Origin of the sequence: Enterobacter sp. JBIWA003 (assembly GCF_019968825.1) — a bacterium.
GTDB lineage: Bacteria > Pseudomonadota > Gammaproteobacteria > Enterobacterales > Enterobacteriaceae > Enterobacter > Enterobacter quasiroggenkampii.
The window spans coordinates 805222-823004 of the sequence record NZ_CP074170.1; the positions used below are offsets into that span (position 1 = coordinate 805222).

A 17783-nucleotide genomic window follows, 5' to 3' on the forward strand; every position below is an offset into this window, starting at 1 on the left:
AGACAATGCCAAAACGTACAGACATAAAAAGCATCCTGATCCTTGGCGCTGGCCCGATCGTCATCGGCCAGGCCTGCGAATTCGACTACTCCGGCGCGCAGGCGTGTAAAGCCCTGCGTGAAGAGGGTTACCGCGTCATCCTGGTTAACTCTAACCCGGCTACCATCATGACCGACCCGGAAATGGCAGATGCGACCTACATCGAGCCGATTCACTGGGAAGTGGTGCGTAAAATCATCGAGAAAGAGCGTCCGGACGCGGTGCTGCCAACCATGGGCGGCCAGACGGCGCTGAACTGCGCGCTCGAGCTGGAGCGTCAGGGCGTGCTGGCCGAATTTGGCGTCACCATGATTGGTGCGACCGCCGACGCGATTGATAAAGCCGAAGACCGTCGCCGCTTCGACGTGGCGATGAAGAAAATCGGCCTCGACACCGCGCGCTCCGGTATCGCACACAACATGGAAGAAGCGCTGGCCGTTGCGGCTGACGTGGGCTATCCATGCATCATCCGTCCATCGTTCACCATGGGCGGCACCGGCGGCGGTATCGCTTACAACCGTGAAGAGTTCGAAGAAATTTGCGAGCGCGGTCTGGATCTCTCCCCAACCAAAGAGCTGCTGATTGATGAATCGCTGATTGGCTGGAAAGAGTACGAGATGGAAGTGGTGCGTGATAAAAACGACAACTGCATCATCGTCTGCTCCATCGAAAACTTCGATGCGATGGGTATCCACACCGGCGACTCCATCACCGTTGCGCCAGCCCAGACGCTGACCGACAAAGAGTACCAAATCATGCGTAACGCCTCGATGGCGGTACTGCGTGAAATCGGCGTGGAAACCGGTGGTTCAAACGTGCAGTTCTCCGTGAACCCGAAAACCGGCCGCCTGATTGTTATCGAAATGAACCCGCGCGTGTCCCGCTCCTCCGCGCTGGCGTCTAAAGCGACCGGCTTCCCGATTGCGAAAGTGGCGGCGAAACTGGCGGTGGGTTACACCCTCGACGAGCTGATGAACGACATCACCGGTGGCCGCACGCCTGCGTCCTTCGAGCCGTCCATCGACTACGTTGTGACCAAAATTCCACGCTTTAACTTCGAGAAATTCGCGGGCGCGAACGACCGTCTGACTACCCAGATGAAATCTGTCGGTGAAGTGATGGCGATTGGCCGCACCCAGCAGGAATCCCTGCAGAAAGCGCTGCGCGGCCTGGAAGTGGGCGCGACCGGTTTCGACCCGAAAGTGAGTCTGGACGACCCGGAAGCGCTGACCAAAATCCGCCGCGAGCTGAAAGACGCGGGTGCAGAGCGTATCTGGTACATCGCCGATGCCTTCCGTGCCGGCCTGTCCGTCGACGGCGTTTTCAACCTGACTAACATCGACCGCTGGTTCCTGGTGCAGATTGAAGAGCTGGTGCGTCTGGAAGAGAAAGTGGCCGAGCTGGGTATCAACGGCCTGGACGCTGACTTCCTGCGCGTGCTGAAGCGTAAAGGCTTCGCCGATGCGCGTCTGGCTAAGCTGGCGGGCGTGCGCGAAGCGGAAATCCGCAAACTGCGTGACCAGTATGACCTGCACCCGGTCTACAAGCGCGTGGACACCTGTGCGGCTGAATTCTCGACCGACACCGCGTACATGTACTCCACCTATGAAGATGAGTGCGAAGCGAACCCGTCCGTCGACCGCGACAAGATTATGGTGCTGGGCGGTGGTCCAAACCGTATCGGCCAGGGCATCGAGTTCGACTACTGTTGCGTACACGCCTCGCTGGCGCTGCGCGAAGACGGTTACGAGACCATCATGGTCAACTGTAACCCGGAAACCGTCTCCACCGACTACGACACCTCCGACCGCCTCTACTTCGAGCCGGTTACCCTGGAAGACGTGCTGGAAATCGTGCGCATCGAGAAGCCAAAAGGCGTTATCGTGCAGTACGGTGGCCAGACTCCGCTGAAGCTGGCGCGCGCGCTGGAAGCGGCAGGCGTACCGGTTATCGGTACCAGCCCGGATGCGATTGACCGTGCGGAAGACCGCGAGCGTTTCCAGCAGGCGGTTGACCGTCTGAAGCTGAAACAGCCGGCGAACGCCACGGTGACGGCCATCGAACAGGCCGTAGAGAAGGCGAAAGAGATTGGCTACCCGCTGGTGGTGCGTCCTTCTTATGTGCTGGGCGGCCGCGCGATGGAAATTGTCTACGACGAAGCCGACCTGCGTCGCTACTTCCAGACGGCGGTGAGCGTCTCCAACGATGCGCCAGTGCTGCTCGACCGCTTCCTCGACGATGCGGTAGAAGTGGACGTTGACGCCATCTGCGACGGCGAAATGGTGCTGATTGGCGGCATCATGGAGCATATCGAGCAGGCGGGCGTGCACTCCGGTGACTCTGCCTGTTCTCTGCCTGCGTACACCCTGAGCCAGGAAATTCAGGACGTGATGCGCCAGCAGGTGCAGAAGCTGGCCTTCGAACTGCAGGTTCGCGGTCTGATGAACGTCCAGTTCGCGGTGAAAGATAACGAAGTCTACCTGATTGAAGTCAACCCGCGTGCGGCACGTACAGTACCGTTCGTCTCCAAAGCCACCGGTATTCCGCTGGCGAAAGTAGCGGCGCGCGTGATGGCAGGCCAGACGCTGGCACAGCAGGGCGTGACCAAAGAGATCATTCCACCGTACTACTCGGTGAAAGAAGTGGTGCTGCCGTTCAACAAATTCCCGGGCGTTGACCCGCTGTTAGGGCCAGAAATGCGCTCAACCGGGGAAGTGATGGGCGTAGGCCGCACCTTCGCAGAAGCGTTCGCGAAGGCGCAGCTGGGCAGTAGCTCAACCATGAGAAAATCGGGCCGTGCGCTGCTCTCCGTTCGCGAAGGCGATAAAGAGCGCGTGGTTGACCTGGCCGCCAAACTGCTGAAGCAGGGCTTTGAGCTGGACGCGACCCACGGTACGGCGATTGTGCTGGGCGAAGCGGGCATCAACCCGCGTCTGGTGAACAAGGTGCATGAAGGTCGTCCGCACATTCAGGATCGTATCAAGAATGGCGAATACACCTACATCATCAACACCACCGCAGGCCGCCAGGCGATTGAAGACTCCAAGCTGATTCGCCGCAGCGCGCTGCAGTACAAAGTGCACTACGACACCACCCTGAACGGCGGTTTCGCAACAGCCATGGCGCTGAACGCGGATGCCACCGAGAAGGTGATTTCGGTTCAGGAAATGCACGCGCAGATTAGCAAGTAATCTGCGTAGGCCCGGCAAGCGGTAGCGCCGCCGGGCAAATGGCGGGTGGCGCTTCGCTTACCCGCCCTGCTTTTTTCTTTATCCATCTTCAGAACCTTCTGGTTTTTCATCCGCATTCAGTGAGTTAGCCTAAAATCATTAGGTCGATAACGAAATTCAACTGAGAGCAGGGGAAAACACCATGCAAAATAAATTACTGATCGCCACCCTTCTTGCCGCCACTGCAACGTTTACCGTCGCGGGCTGTTCCTCTAACCAGGCAGTGAAAACCACCGATGGCAAAACCATTGTCACCGACGGAAAACCAGAGGTCGATGATGATACCGGTCTGGTGTCGTATAAAAATGCGGAAACGGGTCAGACCGAGCAGATCAACCGCGATCAGGTTAAATCAATGGGCGAGCTGGATAACTAATAAAAAAGCCGTGGCGTTTGCCACGGCTTTTAGTCTTTCAGGAACGATTACCAGCGGTGGTTCAGCAGGATATGACCGCCATAAGCAGCATAGCTGTTTTCACCCCACTCGCCGCTGGCGCGCAGGGAGAGCGTGGTGGTGTCGTTCAGGTTACCGGTGACGCCCAGTTCCAGCTGCCCACGATCTTCCGGCGTATCGTTGCTGACGGTCTCGCCGTTAAACGCCAGATCGTTTTGACCCGCACCTTTCAGCCAGTTCACGGCAACGTACGGCTGCCAGGCTTTCACATCTTTCTGCTGGAAGTAGCTTGATTTGACGCCCAGACGACCAAACAGACCGTCGTTGTCCAGCGTTGTCACCCGCACGCCGTCGCGATCGGTATGATTTTCCTGATCCAGATAGCTGTAGACGATCTGAGCCTGCGGTTCGATTTTCCAGGTGCGCTCATTCTCTGAATCAACCACCCACGCATGGCCCACTTCGACGGAAGCGGCAAAACCGGTGCTGTCGTAGTCTTCATCGTTGCGATTGCTGGTCACTTTATTGTTGTACCAGCTGTAGGCGGCCCAGGTATCAACGTAGCTGCCCAGGCGCAGCTTCTGATCTTCCTGCCAGGTTGCATACAGGCCGACGTTAAAGCCGTCCACTTTGCCCTGCGCATCACGCACGTTGTGTTTTGCATCAGAGTGGGTTTTCGCCTGACCGGCCCCAAACATGCCGCCCGCACGCAGAATACCGTTGTCCATAGGCTTGCTCATAAAATCGCTGCCTACCTGAAGCACGGTGGTGGTGGTGTCATAGCTGACTTTGTCGCCGCCTGCATTGTTTTCATGGTAGCGACCTTTGACGTACATCCAGGTGTTGAGGTCTTCTTCATTACGGAAGGTGATCTGATCGCGATCGTCACGCTTGTGCAGGAACATGCTCTGCGCGGCAAGGTAGTTGCCTAAGTAAGCGCCAACCTCTGGAGCCATGACCTCAGGACCGCTGTTGCTGCCGTTGTCGGTGTTACCGCCGTTGTTGGTGTTACCGCCGTTGTCGGAGTTACCGCCGTTGTCAGTGTTACCGCCGTTGTCGGTGTTACCGCCGTTGTCGGTGTTATCACCGTTGTCGGTGTTATCGCCATCATCGGTATTATCAGACGGTTCATCGGAAGGCGTGGCCTTTGACTCCAGGTACCAGTTGCCGTTGCTGTGCTGATAAAGATTATATTCCCACGCACCGGCAACCACCGGTTTGGCAAGGGTCAACTGGGCTTCGGAGCTGCCGCCAACGCTGACAATTTCCATGCCGTTAACGGTTTGCGCGCCCAGGCCGCCAATGTTGTTAACGCTGACGTCGGACTGGCCAAAGCTGCTGCCGGTAATGGTGAGATGATCGGTTGGCGAGTTGTCTTCACCCAGGGTACTGTTCATCACGATCTGACTGCCCGCAGAGCCGGTATAGTCGCCGTTAATGGTGAAATTATTGCCAACGCTGTGATTGGCGGCGCTGAGTAACAGTGTGCCACCGTTGGTGACGTTGCCGTTGACCGTATCGATACCTGAAACGCTCAGCGTATCGTTACCCTGAATCGCATTCCATGCTGCCAGCGTACCACCCGTGAGGATGTTGATATTGTCGTTTACTTCGCCAGCAGTGGCAAACTGAGCGCCATTTTCGACAGTAATCGTCGCGTTGCTACTCTTTGTACCAAGCGTTGAACCAACACCGACCAGCGTGGTGCCGCTATGCAGAACGGTATCACCCGTGTAGGTGTTTTTGCCGGTTAGCGTCAGGGTGTTGGAATCCACTTTTTCAACATTGCCGCTACCGGTAATGCCGGTGGCGAACGCCGTATTACTGCCCTGATTAAAAATAAGGGTGCCGTTGTTGGTCAGTCCACCGCTCAGCGTCGCCGTTCTCGTGCCATCACCCAACTGGAGAGAAGCATCTTTGGCAACGAGAGTCGTGCCTGCATTAGACACATTCCCTGACAGGATTAACTCACCGCTGTTAACCAGCAGCGAATTACCAGAACCGATAATGTCGATATTCCCTGAGAGCGCCCAGCTTTCACCGTCCATTTCTAAAGAAGCGAAGCCATCACCTTCCGATAAGCCAACAAAATTGCTGTCTTCTGTGCCGGTTCCTGCCAGGGTTACCGTATTTCCTTTAGAGATGCTAGAAATGACGTCGCCTTTCAGTGACGAGCCTGTATCAAGTACCAACGTATTATTTTTGCTGCTGGCAAACGTAATTGCCGTACCGCCACCGCCAATCAAACCGTTGTTGGTGATATCGACTTTCGCCGTATCCGTTACGTTGATGCCGTTCTGCGCGCCCTGAACGGTTCCGGTATTGGTGATTTTGGTATTACCGTCGCTCAGGTGAATACCATCATTTTCCGTGCCGGTAAGCGTGCCTTCGTTATTTATAGCCACACCGACGTGTGCACTAAGACCTGTTTTACCTTTAATAACCCCGGTAGCGCCATTCGATATATTTACCGCTGAGGAGTTCTGACTGACATAAATACCGTTGTCGAAAGCGGTAATGCTTCCGTTATTGATAATATCCCCCTGCATGGATTCAATGTTAACGGCAGAGGCACCGGTAGAGGAAATCGTCGCACCTTCCTCATTATTTAAGGTAACACGTTGCGCAGAGGTATTAATGTCCAGACCTTTACCTGCGCCAGAAATATTACCCTTGTTAGTCACGGTTGTTACGTTGAATCCTGAAACAGAAACCGCGCTCTCACTTCCCGAGGACGAGATGGTGACGTCTTTATTGATGGTGTATTCTGCTTCGGAGGAAAACTCTTGTGGGACAGAGGTGGATTGATCAATGGTTCCGGCAAGGGCCACTATCGGTGTGAATATAAACAAGGCAGGAAATATCTTTCCGAGGGTGCTTGTAGTTTTGTTTAATTTGAATTTTTTGTTGCGCATGTACACATCCATTTGAGAAGAAGTGACGCTAATTAATGATATGGAGTAACCCTTTTAGGCTGCTTACAAGAATGGGCTTACGACTAAGAGCATAAAATTATTATTTTTTCAATGCGTTATGTATAGGTTGATTTATTAAATAATGATTTTAGAGTTTCTTAATTGATCGTTAATTAATATATTTAATCCTTAATCATTCATTTAATATATTCTCTGTAAACGGTCATTTTTCGCCTGCTATACCCGTCCGGGACAATCATTGCCCATTGTTGCGTTTTACCTTTGCAAGGCTTTTCGCCCCTTTCACCGGGCGGGTTAACTGTCTACACTCACTGCTACAAGAAGAGAAGAAGACAGGCCATTTGATGATACTCATTATTTACGCGCACCCTTATCCGCAGCACTCGCATGCGAATAAGCGGATGCTTGAGCAGGTAAGGACGCTTGATGACGTAGAGATACGTTCTCTCTATCAACTTTATCCCGATTTCAACATCGATATCGCCGCTGAACAGGAGGCGCTTTCCCGTGCCGATCTGATCGTCTGGCAGCATCCCATGCAGTGGTACAGCACGCCCCCGCTGCTGAAGCTGTGGATTGATAAGGTCTTCTCCCACGGCTGGGCGTATGGCCACAATGGTCATGCGTTAAAAGGGAAAAGCCTGATGTGGGCGGTCACCACGGGCGGAGGGGAAAGCCACTTTGATATTGGTTCCTTCCCGGGTTTTGAGGTTCTGGCACAGCCGCTGCAGGCGACCGCGCTCTACTGCGGCCTGAACTGGCTCCCGCCTTTTGCGATGCACTGCACTTTTGTCTGCGATGACGAAACTCTGCAGGCGCAGGCTCGCCATTATAAACAACGCTTACTTGAGTGGCAGGAGGCGCACCATGGATAGCCATACGCTGATACAGGCGCTGATATACCTTGGCGCAGCGGCGCTGATTGTGCCCGTGGCGGTACGCCTGGGGCTGGGCTCTGTTCTCGGCTACCTGATTGCGGGCTGCGTTATTGGACCGTGGGGCTTTCGACTGGTGACGGATGCAGAGGCGATCCTTCATTTCGCTGAAATTGGCGTTGTGCTGATGCTCTTTGTGATTGGTCTGGAGCTCGATCCGCAGCGCCTGTGGAAGCTTCGCGCCTCTGTATTTGGCGGCGGGGCGCTGCAGATGGTGGCCTGTGGCCTGCTGCTGGGTGGGTTCTGCATCCTGCTGGGCATGGACTGGAAAGTGGCAGAGCTTATCGGCATGACGCTGGCGCTCTCCTCGACCGCCATTGCCATGCAGGCCATGAACGAGCGCAATCTGACGGTCTCCCAGATGGGACGCAGTGCGTTCTCGGTGCTGCTGTTCCAGGACATTGCCGCTATCCCGCTGGTGGCGATGATCCCGCTGCTGGCGGCCAGCGGTTCCTCCACGACGCTGGGGGCGTTCGCGCTGTCGGCATTAAAAGTCGTGGGGGCGCTGGCGCTGGTGGTGCTGCTTGGTCGCTACGTCACCCGTCCGCTGCTGCGGTTCGTGGCCCGCTCGGGCCTTCGCGAAGTGTTCAGTGCCGTGGCGCTCTTTCTGGTGTTTGGCTTCGGTCTGCTGCTGGAGGAAGCCGGCCTGTCGATGGCGATGGGGGCCTTCCTGGCGGGTGTTCTGCTGGCGAGTTCCGAATACCGTCACGCGCTGGAAAGCGATATCGAGCCGTTCAAAGGCTTGCTGCTGGGGCTGTTTTTCATCGGCGTAGGGATGTCCGTCGACTTTGGCACGCTGGTGACGCACCCGCTGCGGATCGTCGTCCTGCTGGTCGGCTTCCTGATCATTAAAATGGCGATGCTGTGGCTGATTGCGCGTCCGCTGAAGGTGCCGAATAAGCAGCGCAGCTGGTTTGCGGTTCTGCTGGGGCAGGGGAGTGAATTTGCGTTCGTGGTCTTTGGCGCGGCGCAGATGGCAAACGTCCTCGATCCCGAGTGGGCAAAAGCGCTGACGCTGGCGGTCGCTCTGTCGATGGCCGCGACGCCCGTTCTGCTGGTGGTGCTGACGCGTCTGGAAAAATCGGGTAGCGATCAGGAGCGCGAAGCCGATGAGATCGACGAGGAGCAGCCTCGCGTCATCATTGCCGGATTTGGCCGCTACGGGCAGATCGTTGGCCGTCTGTTGCTGTCCAGCGGGGTGAAAATGGTTATCCTCGATCACGACCCCGACCATGTCGATACACTGCGTAAATTTGATATGAAGGTGTTTTACGGCGATGCAACGCGCGTCGATCTATTGGAATCCGCCGGGGCGGCGAAAGCGGAGGTATTGATTAACGCGATTGACGATCCGGAGACCAGCATGCAGATGGTGGAAATGGCGAAAGAGCATTTTCCGGATCTGACCATCATTTCCCGCGCCCGCGATGTGGATCACTATATCCGGCTGCGGCAGGCGGGGGTAGAAGCACCGGAGCGTGAAACGTTTGAAGGCGCGCTGAAGTCTGGCCGCATGGCGCTGGAAAACCTGGGACTCGGCGCGTATGAAGCCCGCGAACGGGCGGATCTGTTCCGTCGCTTTAATACCGAAATGGTGGAAGAGATGGCGGCGATGGCGGGCAGTACGGCCACGGAGCGTGCGGCAGTGTTTAAACGCACCAGCGCCATGCTGACGGAAATCATCAATGAGGATCGCAATCACCTGTCGCTGATCCAGCGTCACGGCTGGCAGGGCACGGAAGAGGGCAAGCATACCGGGGATCCGTCTGACGAACCGGAGAGTAAACCTTCCGCGTGAAGTGGAGTTGCCAGCAATATTAAAAAATTTCTGTATCTTTACTCTGCCGCCAGTCGACGAAAGATTAAGCTTTCCGTATAGTGGCGGCAATTTTTTGCATCCGGGAAATTTTCAATGATCAGTCTGATTGCAGCGCTGGCGGTGGACCGCGTTATCGGTATGGAAAATGCCATGCCGTGGAACCTGCCTGCCGATCTCGCATGGTTTAAACGTACTACGTTAAACAAGCCGGTAGTGATGGGCCGCCTGACCTGGGAGTCGATTGGTCGTCCATTGCCGGGCCGTAAAAATATCGTTATCAGTAGCCAGCCGGGTACTGACGATCGCGTCGAATGGGTAAAATCCGTCGACGAGGCGATTGCTGCATGCGGCAATGCCGAAGAGATCATGGTGATTGGCGGCGGGCGCGTGTACGAGCAGTTCCTGCCTAAAGCGCAGAAGCTGTATCTGACCCATATTGATGCGGAAGTGGAAGGGGATACCCATTTCCCGGACTACGATCCGGACGAGTGGGAATCGGTATTCAGCGAATTCCACGATGCGGATGCACAGAACTCTCACAGCTACTGCTTCGAGATCCTGGAACGTCGTTAAGTGATTTGCCCTCTCCCGCCCGGGAGAGGGCATGATTCAGGAGGCGACGGCCTCACTTTCCCCTAAGTCCAGCTGTCGGTTGGACGGCTGAACAAAGTAAGCTTTATCTTCCCAGCGTAAGCAGGTTAACTCTCCGCCCCAGCAGCATCCGGTATCCAGACCGTAAATCCCGTCCGGCGTCCCTTTTCCTTCCAGTGCAGCCCAGTGACCAAATACCACGCTGTACTCGCTGGTCACCGGTCCCGGAATGGCAAACCACGGTTTGAGCGGGGCCGGTGCGCTTTCCGGCGTCTCTTTGGAATACATGTCCAGCTGTCCGTTCGGGAAGCAGAAACGCATGCGGGTGAAGGCGTTCGTGATAAAGCGCAGACGGGCCAGACCGCTGAGATCCTCGCTCCAGTGGTTCGGCATGTCGCCGTACATGGCATCGAGGAAGAAAGGATACGAGTCGCTTGCCAGCACCGCCTCAACGTCACGCGCACAGGTTTTCGCTGTTTCAAGATCCCATTGTGGCGTGATCCCGGCATGCGCCATGACCAGCTTTTTCTCTTCGTCGACCTGAAGCAGGGGCTGACGGCGCAGCCAGTTAATCAGATCGTCCGCGTCCGGCGCATCCAGCAGCGGGGTGAGGCGATCTTTAGGTTTATTGCGGCTGATCCCGGCGAACACTGCCAGCAGATGCAGATCGTGATTGCCCAGCACCATGCGCACGCTGTCGCCCAGTGATTTGACAAAACGTAATACCTCAAGAGAGCCGGGGCCACGTGCGACTAAATCGCCCGTCAGCCAGAGCGTGTCCTGTTCTGGCGTAAAGTCGACCTGTTTTAATAATGCGATCAGTTCATCGTAGCAACCGTGAACGTCGCCAATCAGATATGTAGACATTAGATTAATGAATAAGTGTGGTTACGGCGAGACGGAACACGGGAATGGCAACGCGGAAGCCATTGCCATCGACATCGACCATTTCATAATGGCCTTGCATGGTACCCATCGGCGTTTCAATCACCGCGCCGCTGGTGTACTGGTACTCTTCGCCAGGGGCGATGTGGGGCTGTTCACCGACCACACCTTCGCCCTGAACTTCGATTTCGCGGCCATTGCCGTTGGTGATAAGCCAGTAGCGTCCGCGCAGCTGCACGGGCGTCCGCCCCAGGTTGCGAATGGTCACGGTGTAAGCAAAGACAAAGCGTTCTTCGTCCGGCGAGGACTGTGATTCAACATAGACGCTTTGTACATGGACACATACGCGGGGCGAATCAATCATGGCTTAACTCTCCTTCGGCGGCGCATTTTCGCTGATGTAATTAGCCAGCTTGCAGTACTGCTCTACGGAAATGTTCTCCGCACGCATTGCCGGGTCGATCCCCAGTTCAGCTAATACCTCAACGGTGAACGAATTGCTGAGGCTGTTACGGATCGTTTTACGACGCTGGTTAAAGGCTTCAGTGGTAATACGGCTCAGTACACGCAGATCTTTAACCGGGTACGGTTTTGTTTTGTGCGGCACAAGGCGCACAACCGCTGAATCCACTTTCGGTGGCGGTGTGAACGCTGACGGCGGTACTTCGAGCACCGGGATCACGTTGCAGTAATATTGTGCCATCACGCTTAAACGACCATACGCTTTACTGTTCGGGCCTGCAACCAGACGGTTAACCACCTCTTTTTGCAACATGAAGTGCATATCGGCAATGGCATCAGTATAGCTAAAGAGGTGGAACATGAGCGGCGTGGAGATGTTATACGGCAGGTTGCCGAAAACGCGCAGCGGCTGGCCCATTTTTTCCGACAGTTCGCCGAAGTTCATGGTCATGGCGTCCTGCTGATAGATAGTCAGCTTCGGCCCGAGGAACGGGTGCGTTTGCAGGCGTGCGGCCAGATCGCGGTCCAGTTCGATGACGGTCAGTTCGTCGAGGCGTTCGCCTACCGGCTCGGTCAGTGCGGCAAGGCCCGGGCCGATTTCGACCATCGCCTGGCCTTTTTGTGGATTAATAGCCGAGACAATGCTTTCGATCACGAACTGATCGTTAAGGAAGTTTTGCCCGAAACGTTTACGGGCTAAGTGGCCCTGATGGACTCGATTAGTCATTGAGTATTAACAATCATTTTGATGGCGAGATTAAGCGCCGTAATAAAACTGCCGACATCCGCTTTCCCCTGGCCTGCCAGATCCAGCGCAGTACCGTGGTCAACGGACGTTCGAATAAAGGGTAAACCGAGGGTGATATTCACCCCGCGGCCAAAGCCCTGGTATTTTAGCACGGGCAGGCCCTGATCGTGGTACATCGCGAGCACGGCGTCGGCATTATCCAGGTATTTCGGCTGGAAAAGGGTATCAGCAGGCAGCGGACCGCTGAGGTTCATTCCCTTCGCCCGCATTTCGTTGAGTACCGGAATGATGGTGTCGATCTCTTCGGTGCCCATGTGTCCGCCTTCGCCCGCGTGCGGATTCAGGCCACAAACCAGCACATGCGGCTGCGGGATCCCAAATTTTGTCTGCAGATCGTGATGCAAAATCCCGATGATCTCGCGCAGGAGATCGGGGGTGATCGCATCCGGAATCGCTTTGATCGGCAGATGGGTGGTCACCAGGGCAACGCGCATCGCTTCGGTCGCCAGCATCATCACCACTTTCGGACTGTGCGATCGCTCTTCGAAGAACTCCGTATGCCCGGTAAACGGTATGCCCGCTTCGTTGATCACGCCTTTGTGGACGGGGCCGGTAATCAGGGCGGCAAATTCGCCCTTCAGGCAACCGTCGCAGGCGCGCGCAAGGGTTTCAACCACATAGTGGCCGTTTTCCGTGCTGAGCTGGCCAGGAATGACCGGCGTACGAAGGGGAACAGAAAGAAGGGTGAGGGTACCGGCTTGCTGCGGTGCAGGCTGTTGGCCTTCAACGTAAGGGATGAGCGTTAAAGGCAGACCGAGCAGCGTTGCCCGGTCCTGTAACAGTGTTGCATCCGCGCAGACAACCAGTTCTACTGGCCAGCTGCGCTGGGCGAGCTGGACAACGAGGTCAGGCCCAATCCCGGCGGGTTCGCCGGGCGTGATAACAACACGATGCTGTTTCATTAGTTGCTCAGCACTTTCACGTAAGCACTGGCGCGTTGTTCCTGCATCCAGGTGGCTGCTTCTTCAGAGAACTTACGGTTAAACAGCATACGGTAGGCTCTGTCTTTCTGCGCCGCATCCGTTTTATCAACGTTACGGGTGTCCATCAGCTCGATCAGATGCCAGCCAAACGAAGAGTGGACCGGCGCGCTAATCTGGCCTTTGTTCAGCTTCATCAGCGCGTCACGGAAGGCAGGATCGTAAATATCCGCTGCCGCCCAGCCCAGATCGCCGCCCTGGTTAGCAGAGCCAGGATCCTGAGAGAACTCTTTTGCTGCTTTCGCAAACGAGGTTTTACCGCTCTTAATATCTGCTGCAATCTGTTCCAGCTTCGCACGCGCCTGATCGTCAGTCATGATTGGTGACGGTTTCAGAAGAATATGACGAGCGTGAACTTCGGTAACGGAGATATTTTGGCTCTGGCCGCGCAGATCGTTCACTTTCAGAATGTGGAAGCCCACGCCTGAACGGATTGGACCGACGATATCCCCTTTCTTCGCCGTACTCAGGGCCTGGGCAAAGATGGATGGCAGCTCCTGAATACGTCCCCAGCCCATCTGGCCGCCTTTCAGCGCCTGTTGGTCTGCGGAGTAGGTGATGGCCAGCTTGCCAAAGTCACCGCCGTTACGCGCCTGTTCGACAATGGAACGCGCCTGACTTTCTGCTTCCGCAGCCTGATCGGACGTTGGGTTCTCTGGCAGTGGGATCAGAATGTGGCTCAGATTCAGCTCCGTGCTCGCATCGTTCTGGTTACCCACCTGTTTTGCCAGCGCGTCCACTTCCTGAGGCAGGATAGTGACGCGGCGACGCACTTCGTTGTTACGCACTTCCGAAATCAGCATCTCTTTACGGATCTGATTACGGTAGGTGGCGTAGCTGATGCCGTCATAGGCCAGACGGCTGCGCATCTGGTCTAAAGACATGTTGTTTTGTTTCGCGATGTTAGCGATCGCCTGATCGAGCTGCTCGTCAGTGACCTTCACACCCATTTTCTGCCCCATCTGCAGAACGATCTGATCCATGATCAGACGCTCCAGGATCTGATGGCGCAGCGTGGCGTCATCCGGAAGCTGCTGACCCGCTTCGCCCGAATTGAGCTTCACCGATTTCATCAGACCGTCAACGTCACTTTCAAGCACGACGCCGTTGTTAACCACCGCGGCGACTTTATCAACAACCTGGGGGGCCGCGAAGCTGGTATTCGCAACCATAGCGACACCGAGCAGCAGCGTTTTCCAGTTCTTCATACTTTTTCCATTTCAATTAACCGCAAAGCGGATTACGTTGCAAATCAAGCACATTACAAGGAACTGCGGTAAGGCAGAATATTCGAGCGCAGCATTTTCTGCGTACCCAGACCGTAGTTGGAACTCAGGCCGCGTAACTCGAAGTTAAAGCCAATCACGTTATCGTATTTGCTTTGATTGTTTTCCCAGCCGTTAAGCTTACGTTCGTAACCGACACGCAGCGCGTAGCAGCAGGAGTTATATTGCAGCCCCACCATCTGGTCAGCAGCTTTATTCGCGTTAGTGTCAAAGTAGTAAGCGCCTACGATTGACCAACGGTCGGCGATGGGCCAACTCGCTGCGCCACCCACCTGCGAAATACCGTCTTTATACTGCTCAGCAGTACCATAGTTTGGTAATGTCGCCTGAATATATTCCGGACTGGCATAACGATAGGTCAACTGCACCATACGATCTTCATCCCGGCGATATTCAATAGCCGCAGTACTGTTGGCAATATTGTCGAGACGTGTGTCGTACTGAACGCCACCACGCAGGCCCCAACGATCGGTCATACGCCAGTAGGTGTCGCCAGCCCAAATTAGCGAACCCGTCTTATTATCTTGCTCCCACTTAATGTTGTCATCGCCCGTACGAGACTCGGTGAAATAATAGATTTGACCAACAGAAACGTTAAAACGTTCAACGGCAGCGTCATCATAAACGCGCGATGTGACCCCGGTCGTCAACTGGTTAGCAGATGCGATACGGTCCAGACCACCATACGTACGGTCGCGGAACAGACCGCTGTAGTCCGATTGCAATAAGGAGGAGTCGTAGTTATTGATGTTGCTCTGGTCTCGATAAGGCACGTACAGGTATTGCATACGTGGCTCCAGCGTCTGGGTATAGCCATCCGCCAGAAGACCCATATTGCGTTCGAATATCAGCTTACCGTCCATTTTGAACTGCGGAAGCGTACGGTTAACGGATTCCTCAAGATGGGCGTTGTTGCTGGTGTTGTAATCATCAATGTTTTTCTGCTGATAGTGTGTCGCCATCAGCTTAGCTTCTGTGTTCAGACTTGCCCAGTCATTGGACCATGGAAGGTTGATGACAGGCTCCAGGTGAACACGGGTGGCTTCCGGCATAGTGGAATTGGTGTTTACAAAATGCACCGCCTGACCATAAATACGGGTGTCAAATGGCCCCACGTCATTCTGGTACCAGTTAACGTCCAGTTGCGGCTCGGCACCATAAGTACTCGCCGTCTGGCTTGAGAACACCTGGAATTGTTTATTGGTTACCGTCGCATCGAAGTTCTGCACCGCATAGCCAACGCTGAAGATCTGTGTGGCATAACCGTCGGTACTCGAACCGTATTTTGACGAAAAATCGTTGAAGTAGTTCGGGTCGCTGACCTTGGTGTAGTTGACGTTGAAACGCCAGACCTGATCCATCACCCCGGAATGCTGCCAGAAATACATCCAGCGGTGTTTATCGCCTTCAGTCGGATGCTCGTCCTGGAATACTTTATCCGACGGCAGATAATCCAGCTCCATCAGACCCGCACCGGCGTGAGTCAGATAGCGGAATTCGTTCTCCCACATGACGTTGCCGCGCTTGTGGATATAGTGCGGCGTGATCGTCGCATCCATGTTGGGCGCGATATTCCAGTAATACGGCAGGTAGAACTCAAAGTAGTTCGTGGTGCTGTATTTGGCATTCGGGATCAGGAAACCGGAGCGACGTTTGTCACCCACGGGAAGCTGCAAATAAGGGCTGTAGAATATGGGGACCGGACCCACCTTGAAGCGGGCGTTCCAGATCTCTGCGACCTGCTCTTCGCGGTCATGGATCACTTCGCTCCCGACCACGCTCCAGGTATTTGAACCCGGCAGACACGACGTGAACGTGCCATTTTCCAGGATAGTATAGCGGTTTTCTCCGCGCTGTTTCATCAGGTCTGCGTCACCGCGCCCCTGGCGACCCACCATCTGGTAATCACCTTTCCAGACGTTAGTGTCTTTCGTATTCAGGTTTGACCAGGCTTTCGGACCTTTCAGGATGACCTGATTGTCGTCATAGTGCACATTACCCAGCGCATCCACCGTGCGTACCGGCTCGGCCGCGCCTTCCGGCTGCTTCTGGTGCAACTGCACTTCATCTGCCTGCAGGCGGCTATTGCCCTGATTAATATCGACATTGCCTGTAAACGTGGCATTGTCAGGGTAAGTCCCTTTTGAACTGTCGGCAGTAATGGTTACCGGCAAGCTATTGGTATCGCCACTCACCAGTGGGCGATTATAACTTGGGACGCCAAGCATACACTGCGAGGCGAGGTCGGCCGCCAGCCCCTGTTGACTGTACAGGGCGGTGCCAATCATTGTGGCCAGGAGGGTGGGGATACGTTTTTTCATACGTTGTATTTTATTGTTCCGTCATCAGTGGCTACGGCTTACAAACGCTCAGAGACTATCTTACTCATCTGCGCAGTACCAGCGTTAATCCTGCCCGTTTGCGTGCCAGAGTGTTAGGCTCGCTATCGAATGACGAGTATGATAAAGCAAATTATAGGCGATGTCCTTCAATTGACCGTGACTTGAACACAGTGATGATGACGTTGCGTCGGCCAGGAATATGACTATCCGGGGAGTATATGCAGTATTGGGGTAAAATAATCGGCGTTGCGTTCGCCATCATCATGGGTGCCGGGTTCTGGGGAATAGTGCTGGGGCTTATTATTGGCCATATGTTTGATAAGGCGCGCAGCCGCAAAATGGCCTGGTTTGCCAATCAGCGCGAGCGTCAGTCACTCTTTTTCTCCACCACCTTTGAGGTGATGGGGCATTTAACCAAATCCAAAGGCCGCGTTACGGAAGCCGATATTCAGATTGCCAGCGTCTTTATGGACCGCATGAATCTGCACGGTGACTCCCGCCTGGAGGCGCAAAATGCGTTTCGCATTGGGAAATCCGATAACTATCCGCTTCGCGAAAAAATGCGTCAGTTCCGCAGCATCTGCTTCGGCCGTTTTGATTTAATTCGGATGTTTCTGGAAATTCAGATTCAGGCGGCCTTCGCCGACGGCTCGCTTCACCCTAACGAGCGCGATGTTTTATACGTGATTGCGGAAGAGCTGGGCATCTCCCGTATGCAGTTCGACCAGTTCCTGCGCATGATGCAGGGCGGGGCGCAGTTTGGCGGCGGCTATCACCAGCAGTCATCTGGCGGTGCCTGGCAGCAGGCGCAGCGTGGTCCGACGCTGGAAGATGCCTGTAACGTACTAGGCGTAAAACCTTCTGACGATCAGACCACGATCAAACGTGCCTATCGTAAGCTGATGAGCGAGCACCATCCGGACAAGCTGGTCGCGAAAGGCTTACCGCCGGAAATGATGGAGATGGCGAAGCAAAAGGCGCAGGAAATTCAGAAAGCGTACGAACTGATTAAAGAGAAGAAAGGCTTTAAATAAGCCCCTCTGGAGAATGAAGAAGGGCCTGGCAGGATGAACTGC

At 55.0% G+C, this 17783-nt stretch carries 13 protein-coding genes; 6 read left to right on the forward strand and 7 right to left on the reverse strand.

The window, feature by feature from the left end:
* Window positions 1–5 precede the first annotated feature (5 nt).
* Together carB and KGP25_RS03910 are read left to right on the forward strand one after the other, a co-directional pair.
* Entirely contained in the window at window positions 6–3230 is a 3225-nt protein-coding gene (carB, locus tag KGP25_RS03905) for a carbamoyl-phosphate synthase large subunit (protein ID WP_047072642.1), read from the forward strand.
* 181 nt (window positions 3231–3411) lie between these two features.
* The gene (locus KGP25_RS03910) at window positions 3412–3645 is read left to right on the forward strand and encodes a YgdI/YgdR family lipoprotein (protein ID WP_045907769.1); all 234 of its coding nucleotides are present in this window, start codon (window positions 3412–3414) and stop codon (window positions 3643–3645) included.
* Between the two features lie 47 nt (window positions 3646–3692).
* Here KGP25_RS03910 and KGP25_RS03915 read toward each other — a convergent pair whose 3' ends face one another.
* Window positions 3693–6578 (reverse strand): autotransporter outer membrane beta-barrel domain-containing protein, encoded by a 2886-nt coding sequence (locus KGP25_RS03915; protein WP_223540007.1) that lies wholly within the window; start codon window positions 6576–6578, stop codon window positions 3693–3695.
* A gap of 365 nt (window positions 6579–6943) precedes the next feature.
* Between KGP25_RS03915 and kefF the strand changes: the two genes are divergently transcribed.
* The 3 genes from kefF (at window position 6944) to folA (ending at window position 9926) form a co-directional block, all read left to right on the forward strand.
* On the forward strand, window positions 6944–7474 hold the full coding sequence (gene kefF, locus KGP25_RS03920; RefSeq protein ID WP_223540008.1) for a glutathione-regulated potassium-efflux system oxidoreductase KefF: 531 nt from the start codon (window positions 6944–6946) through the stop codon (window positions 7472–7474).
* Window positions 7467–9332, forward strand: coding sequence for a glutathione-regulated potassium-efflux system protein KefC (kefC, locus tag KGP25_RS03925; RefSeq protein ID WP_223540009.1), 1866 nt, complete (start codon window positions 7467–7469; stop codon window positions 9330–9332). The genes kefF and kefC overlap by 8 nt, the downstream gene beginning before the upstream one ends.
* Window positions 9333–9446: 114 nt before the next feature.
* Window positions 9447–9926 (forward strand): type 3 dihydrofolate reductase, encoded by a 480-nt coding sequence (gene folA / locus KGP25_RS03930; RefSeq protein ID WP_008502023.1) that lies wholly within the window; start codon window positions 9447–9449, stop codon window positions 9924–9926.
* A 36-nt stretch (window positions 9927–9962) separates the two neighbouring features.
* Here the strand turns inward: folA and apaH are convergent, their stop codons facing one another.
* The 6 genes from apaH to lptD are packed head-to-tail and all read right to left on the reverse strand — an operon-like array spanning window position 9963 to window position 16686.
* Window positions 9963–10811: a bis(5'-nucleosyl)-tetraphosphatase (symmetrical) ApaH gene (gene apaH / locus KGP25_RS03935; RefSeq protein ID WP_045907773.1), complete on the reverse strand. Its 849-nt coding sequence runs from the start codon at window positions 10809–10811 to the stop codon at window positions 9963–9965.
* 4 nt (window positions 10812–10815) lie between these two features.
* On the reverse strand, window positions 10816–11193 hold the full coding sequence (gene apaG / locus KGP25_RS03940; protein WP_032644031.1) for a Co2+/Mg2+ efflux protein ApaG: 378 nt from the start codon (window positions 11191–11193) through the stop codon (window positions 10816–10818).
* A gap of 3 nt (window positions 11194–11196) precedes the next feature.
* The gene (gene rsmA, locus KGP25_RS03945) at window positions 11197–12018 is read right to left on the reverse strand and encodes a 16S rRNA (adenine(1518)-N(6)/adenine(1519)-N(6))-dimethyltransferase RsmA (RefSeq protein ID WP_008502020.1); all 822 of its coding nucleotides are present in this window, start codon (window positions 12016–12018) and stop codon (window positions 11197–11199) included.
* Window positions 12015–13001: a 4-hydroxythreonine-4-phosphate dehydrogenase PdxA gene (pdxA, locus tag KGP25_RS03950; RefSeq protein WP_045907774.1), complete on the reverse strand. Its 987-nt coding sequence runs from the start codon at window positions 12999–13001 to the stop codon at window positions 12015–12017. Before pdxA ends, rsmA begins: the two co-directional genes overlap by 4 nt.
* Complete coding sequence (surA, locus tag KGP25_RS03955; RefSeq protein WP_045907775.1) at window positions 13001–14287, reverse strand: peptidylprolyl isomerase SurA; 1287 nt, start codon at window positions 14285–14287, stop codon at window positions 13001–13003. Before surA ends, pdxA begins: the two co-directional genes overlap by 1 nt.
* A 53-nt stretch (window positions 14288–14340) precedes the next feature.
* Complete coding sequence (gene lptD, locus KGP25_RS03960; RefSeq protein WP_223540010.1) at window positions 14341–16686, reverse strand: LPS assembly protein LptD; 2346 nt, start codon at window positions 16684–16686, stop codon at window positions 14341–14343.
* 239 nt (window positions 16687–16925) lie between these two features.
* Between lptD and djlA the strand changes: the two genes are divergently transcribed.
* Entirely contained in the window at window positions 16926–17741 is an 816-nt protein-coding gene (gene djlA / locus KGP25_RS03965) for a co-chaperone DjlA (RefSeq protein WP_008502016.1), read from the forward strand.
* The last annotated feature ends 42 nt before the right edge of the window (window positions 17742–17783 follow it).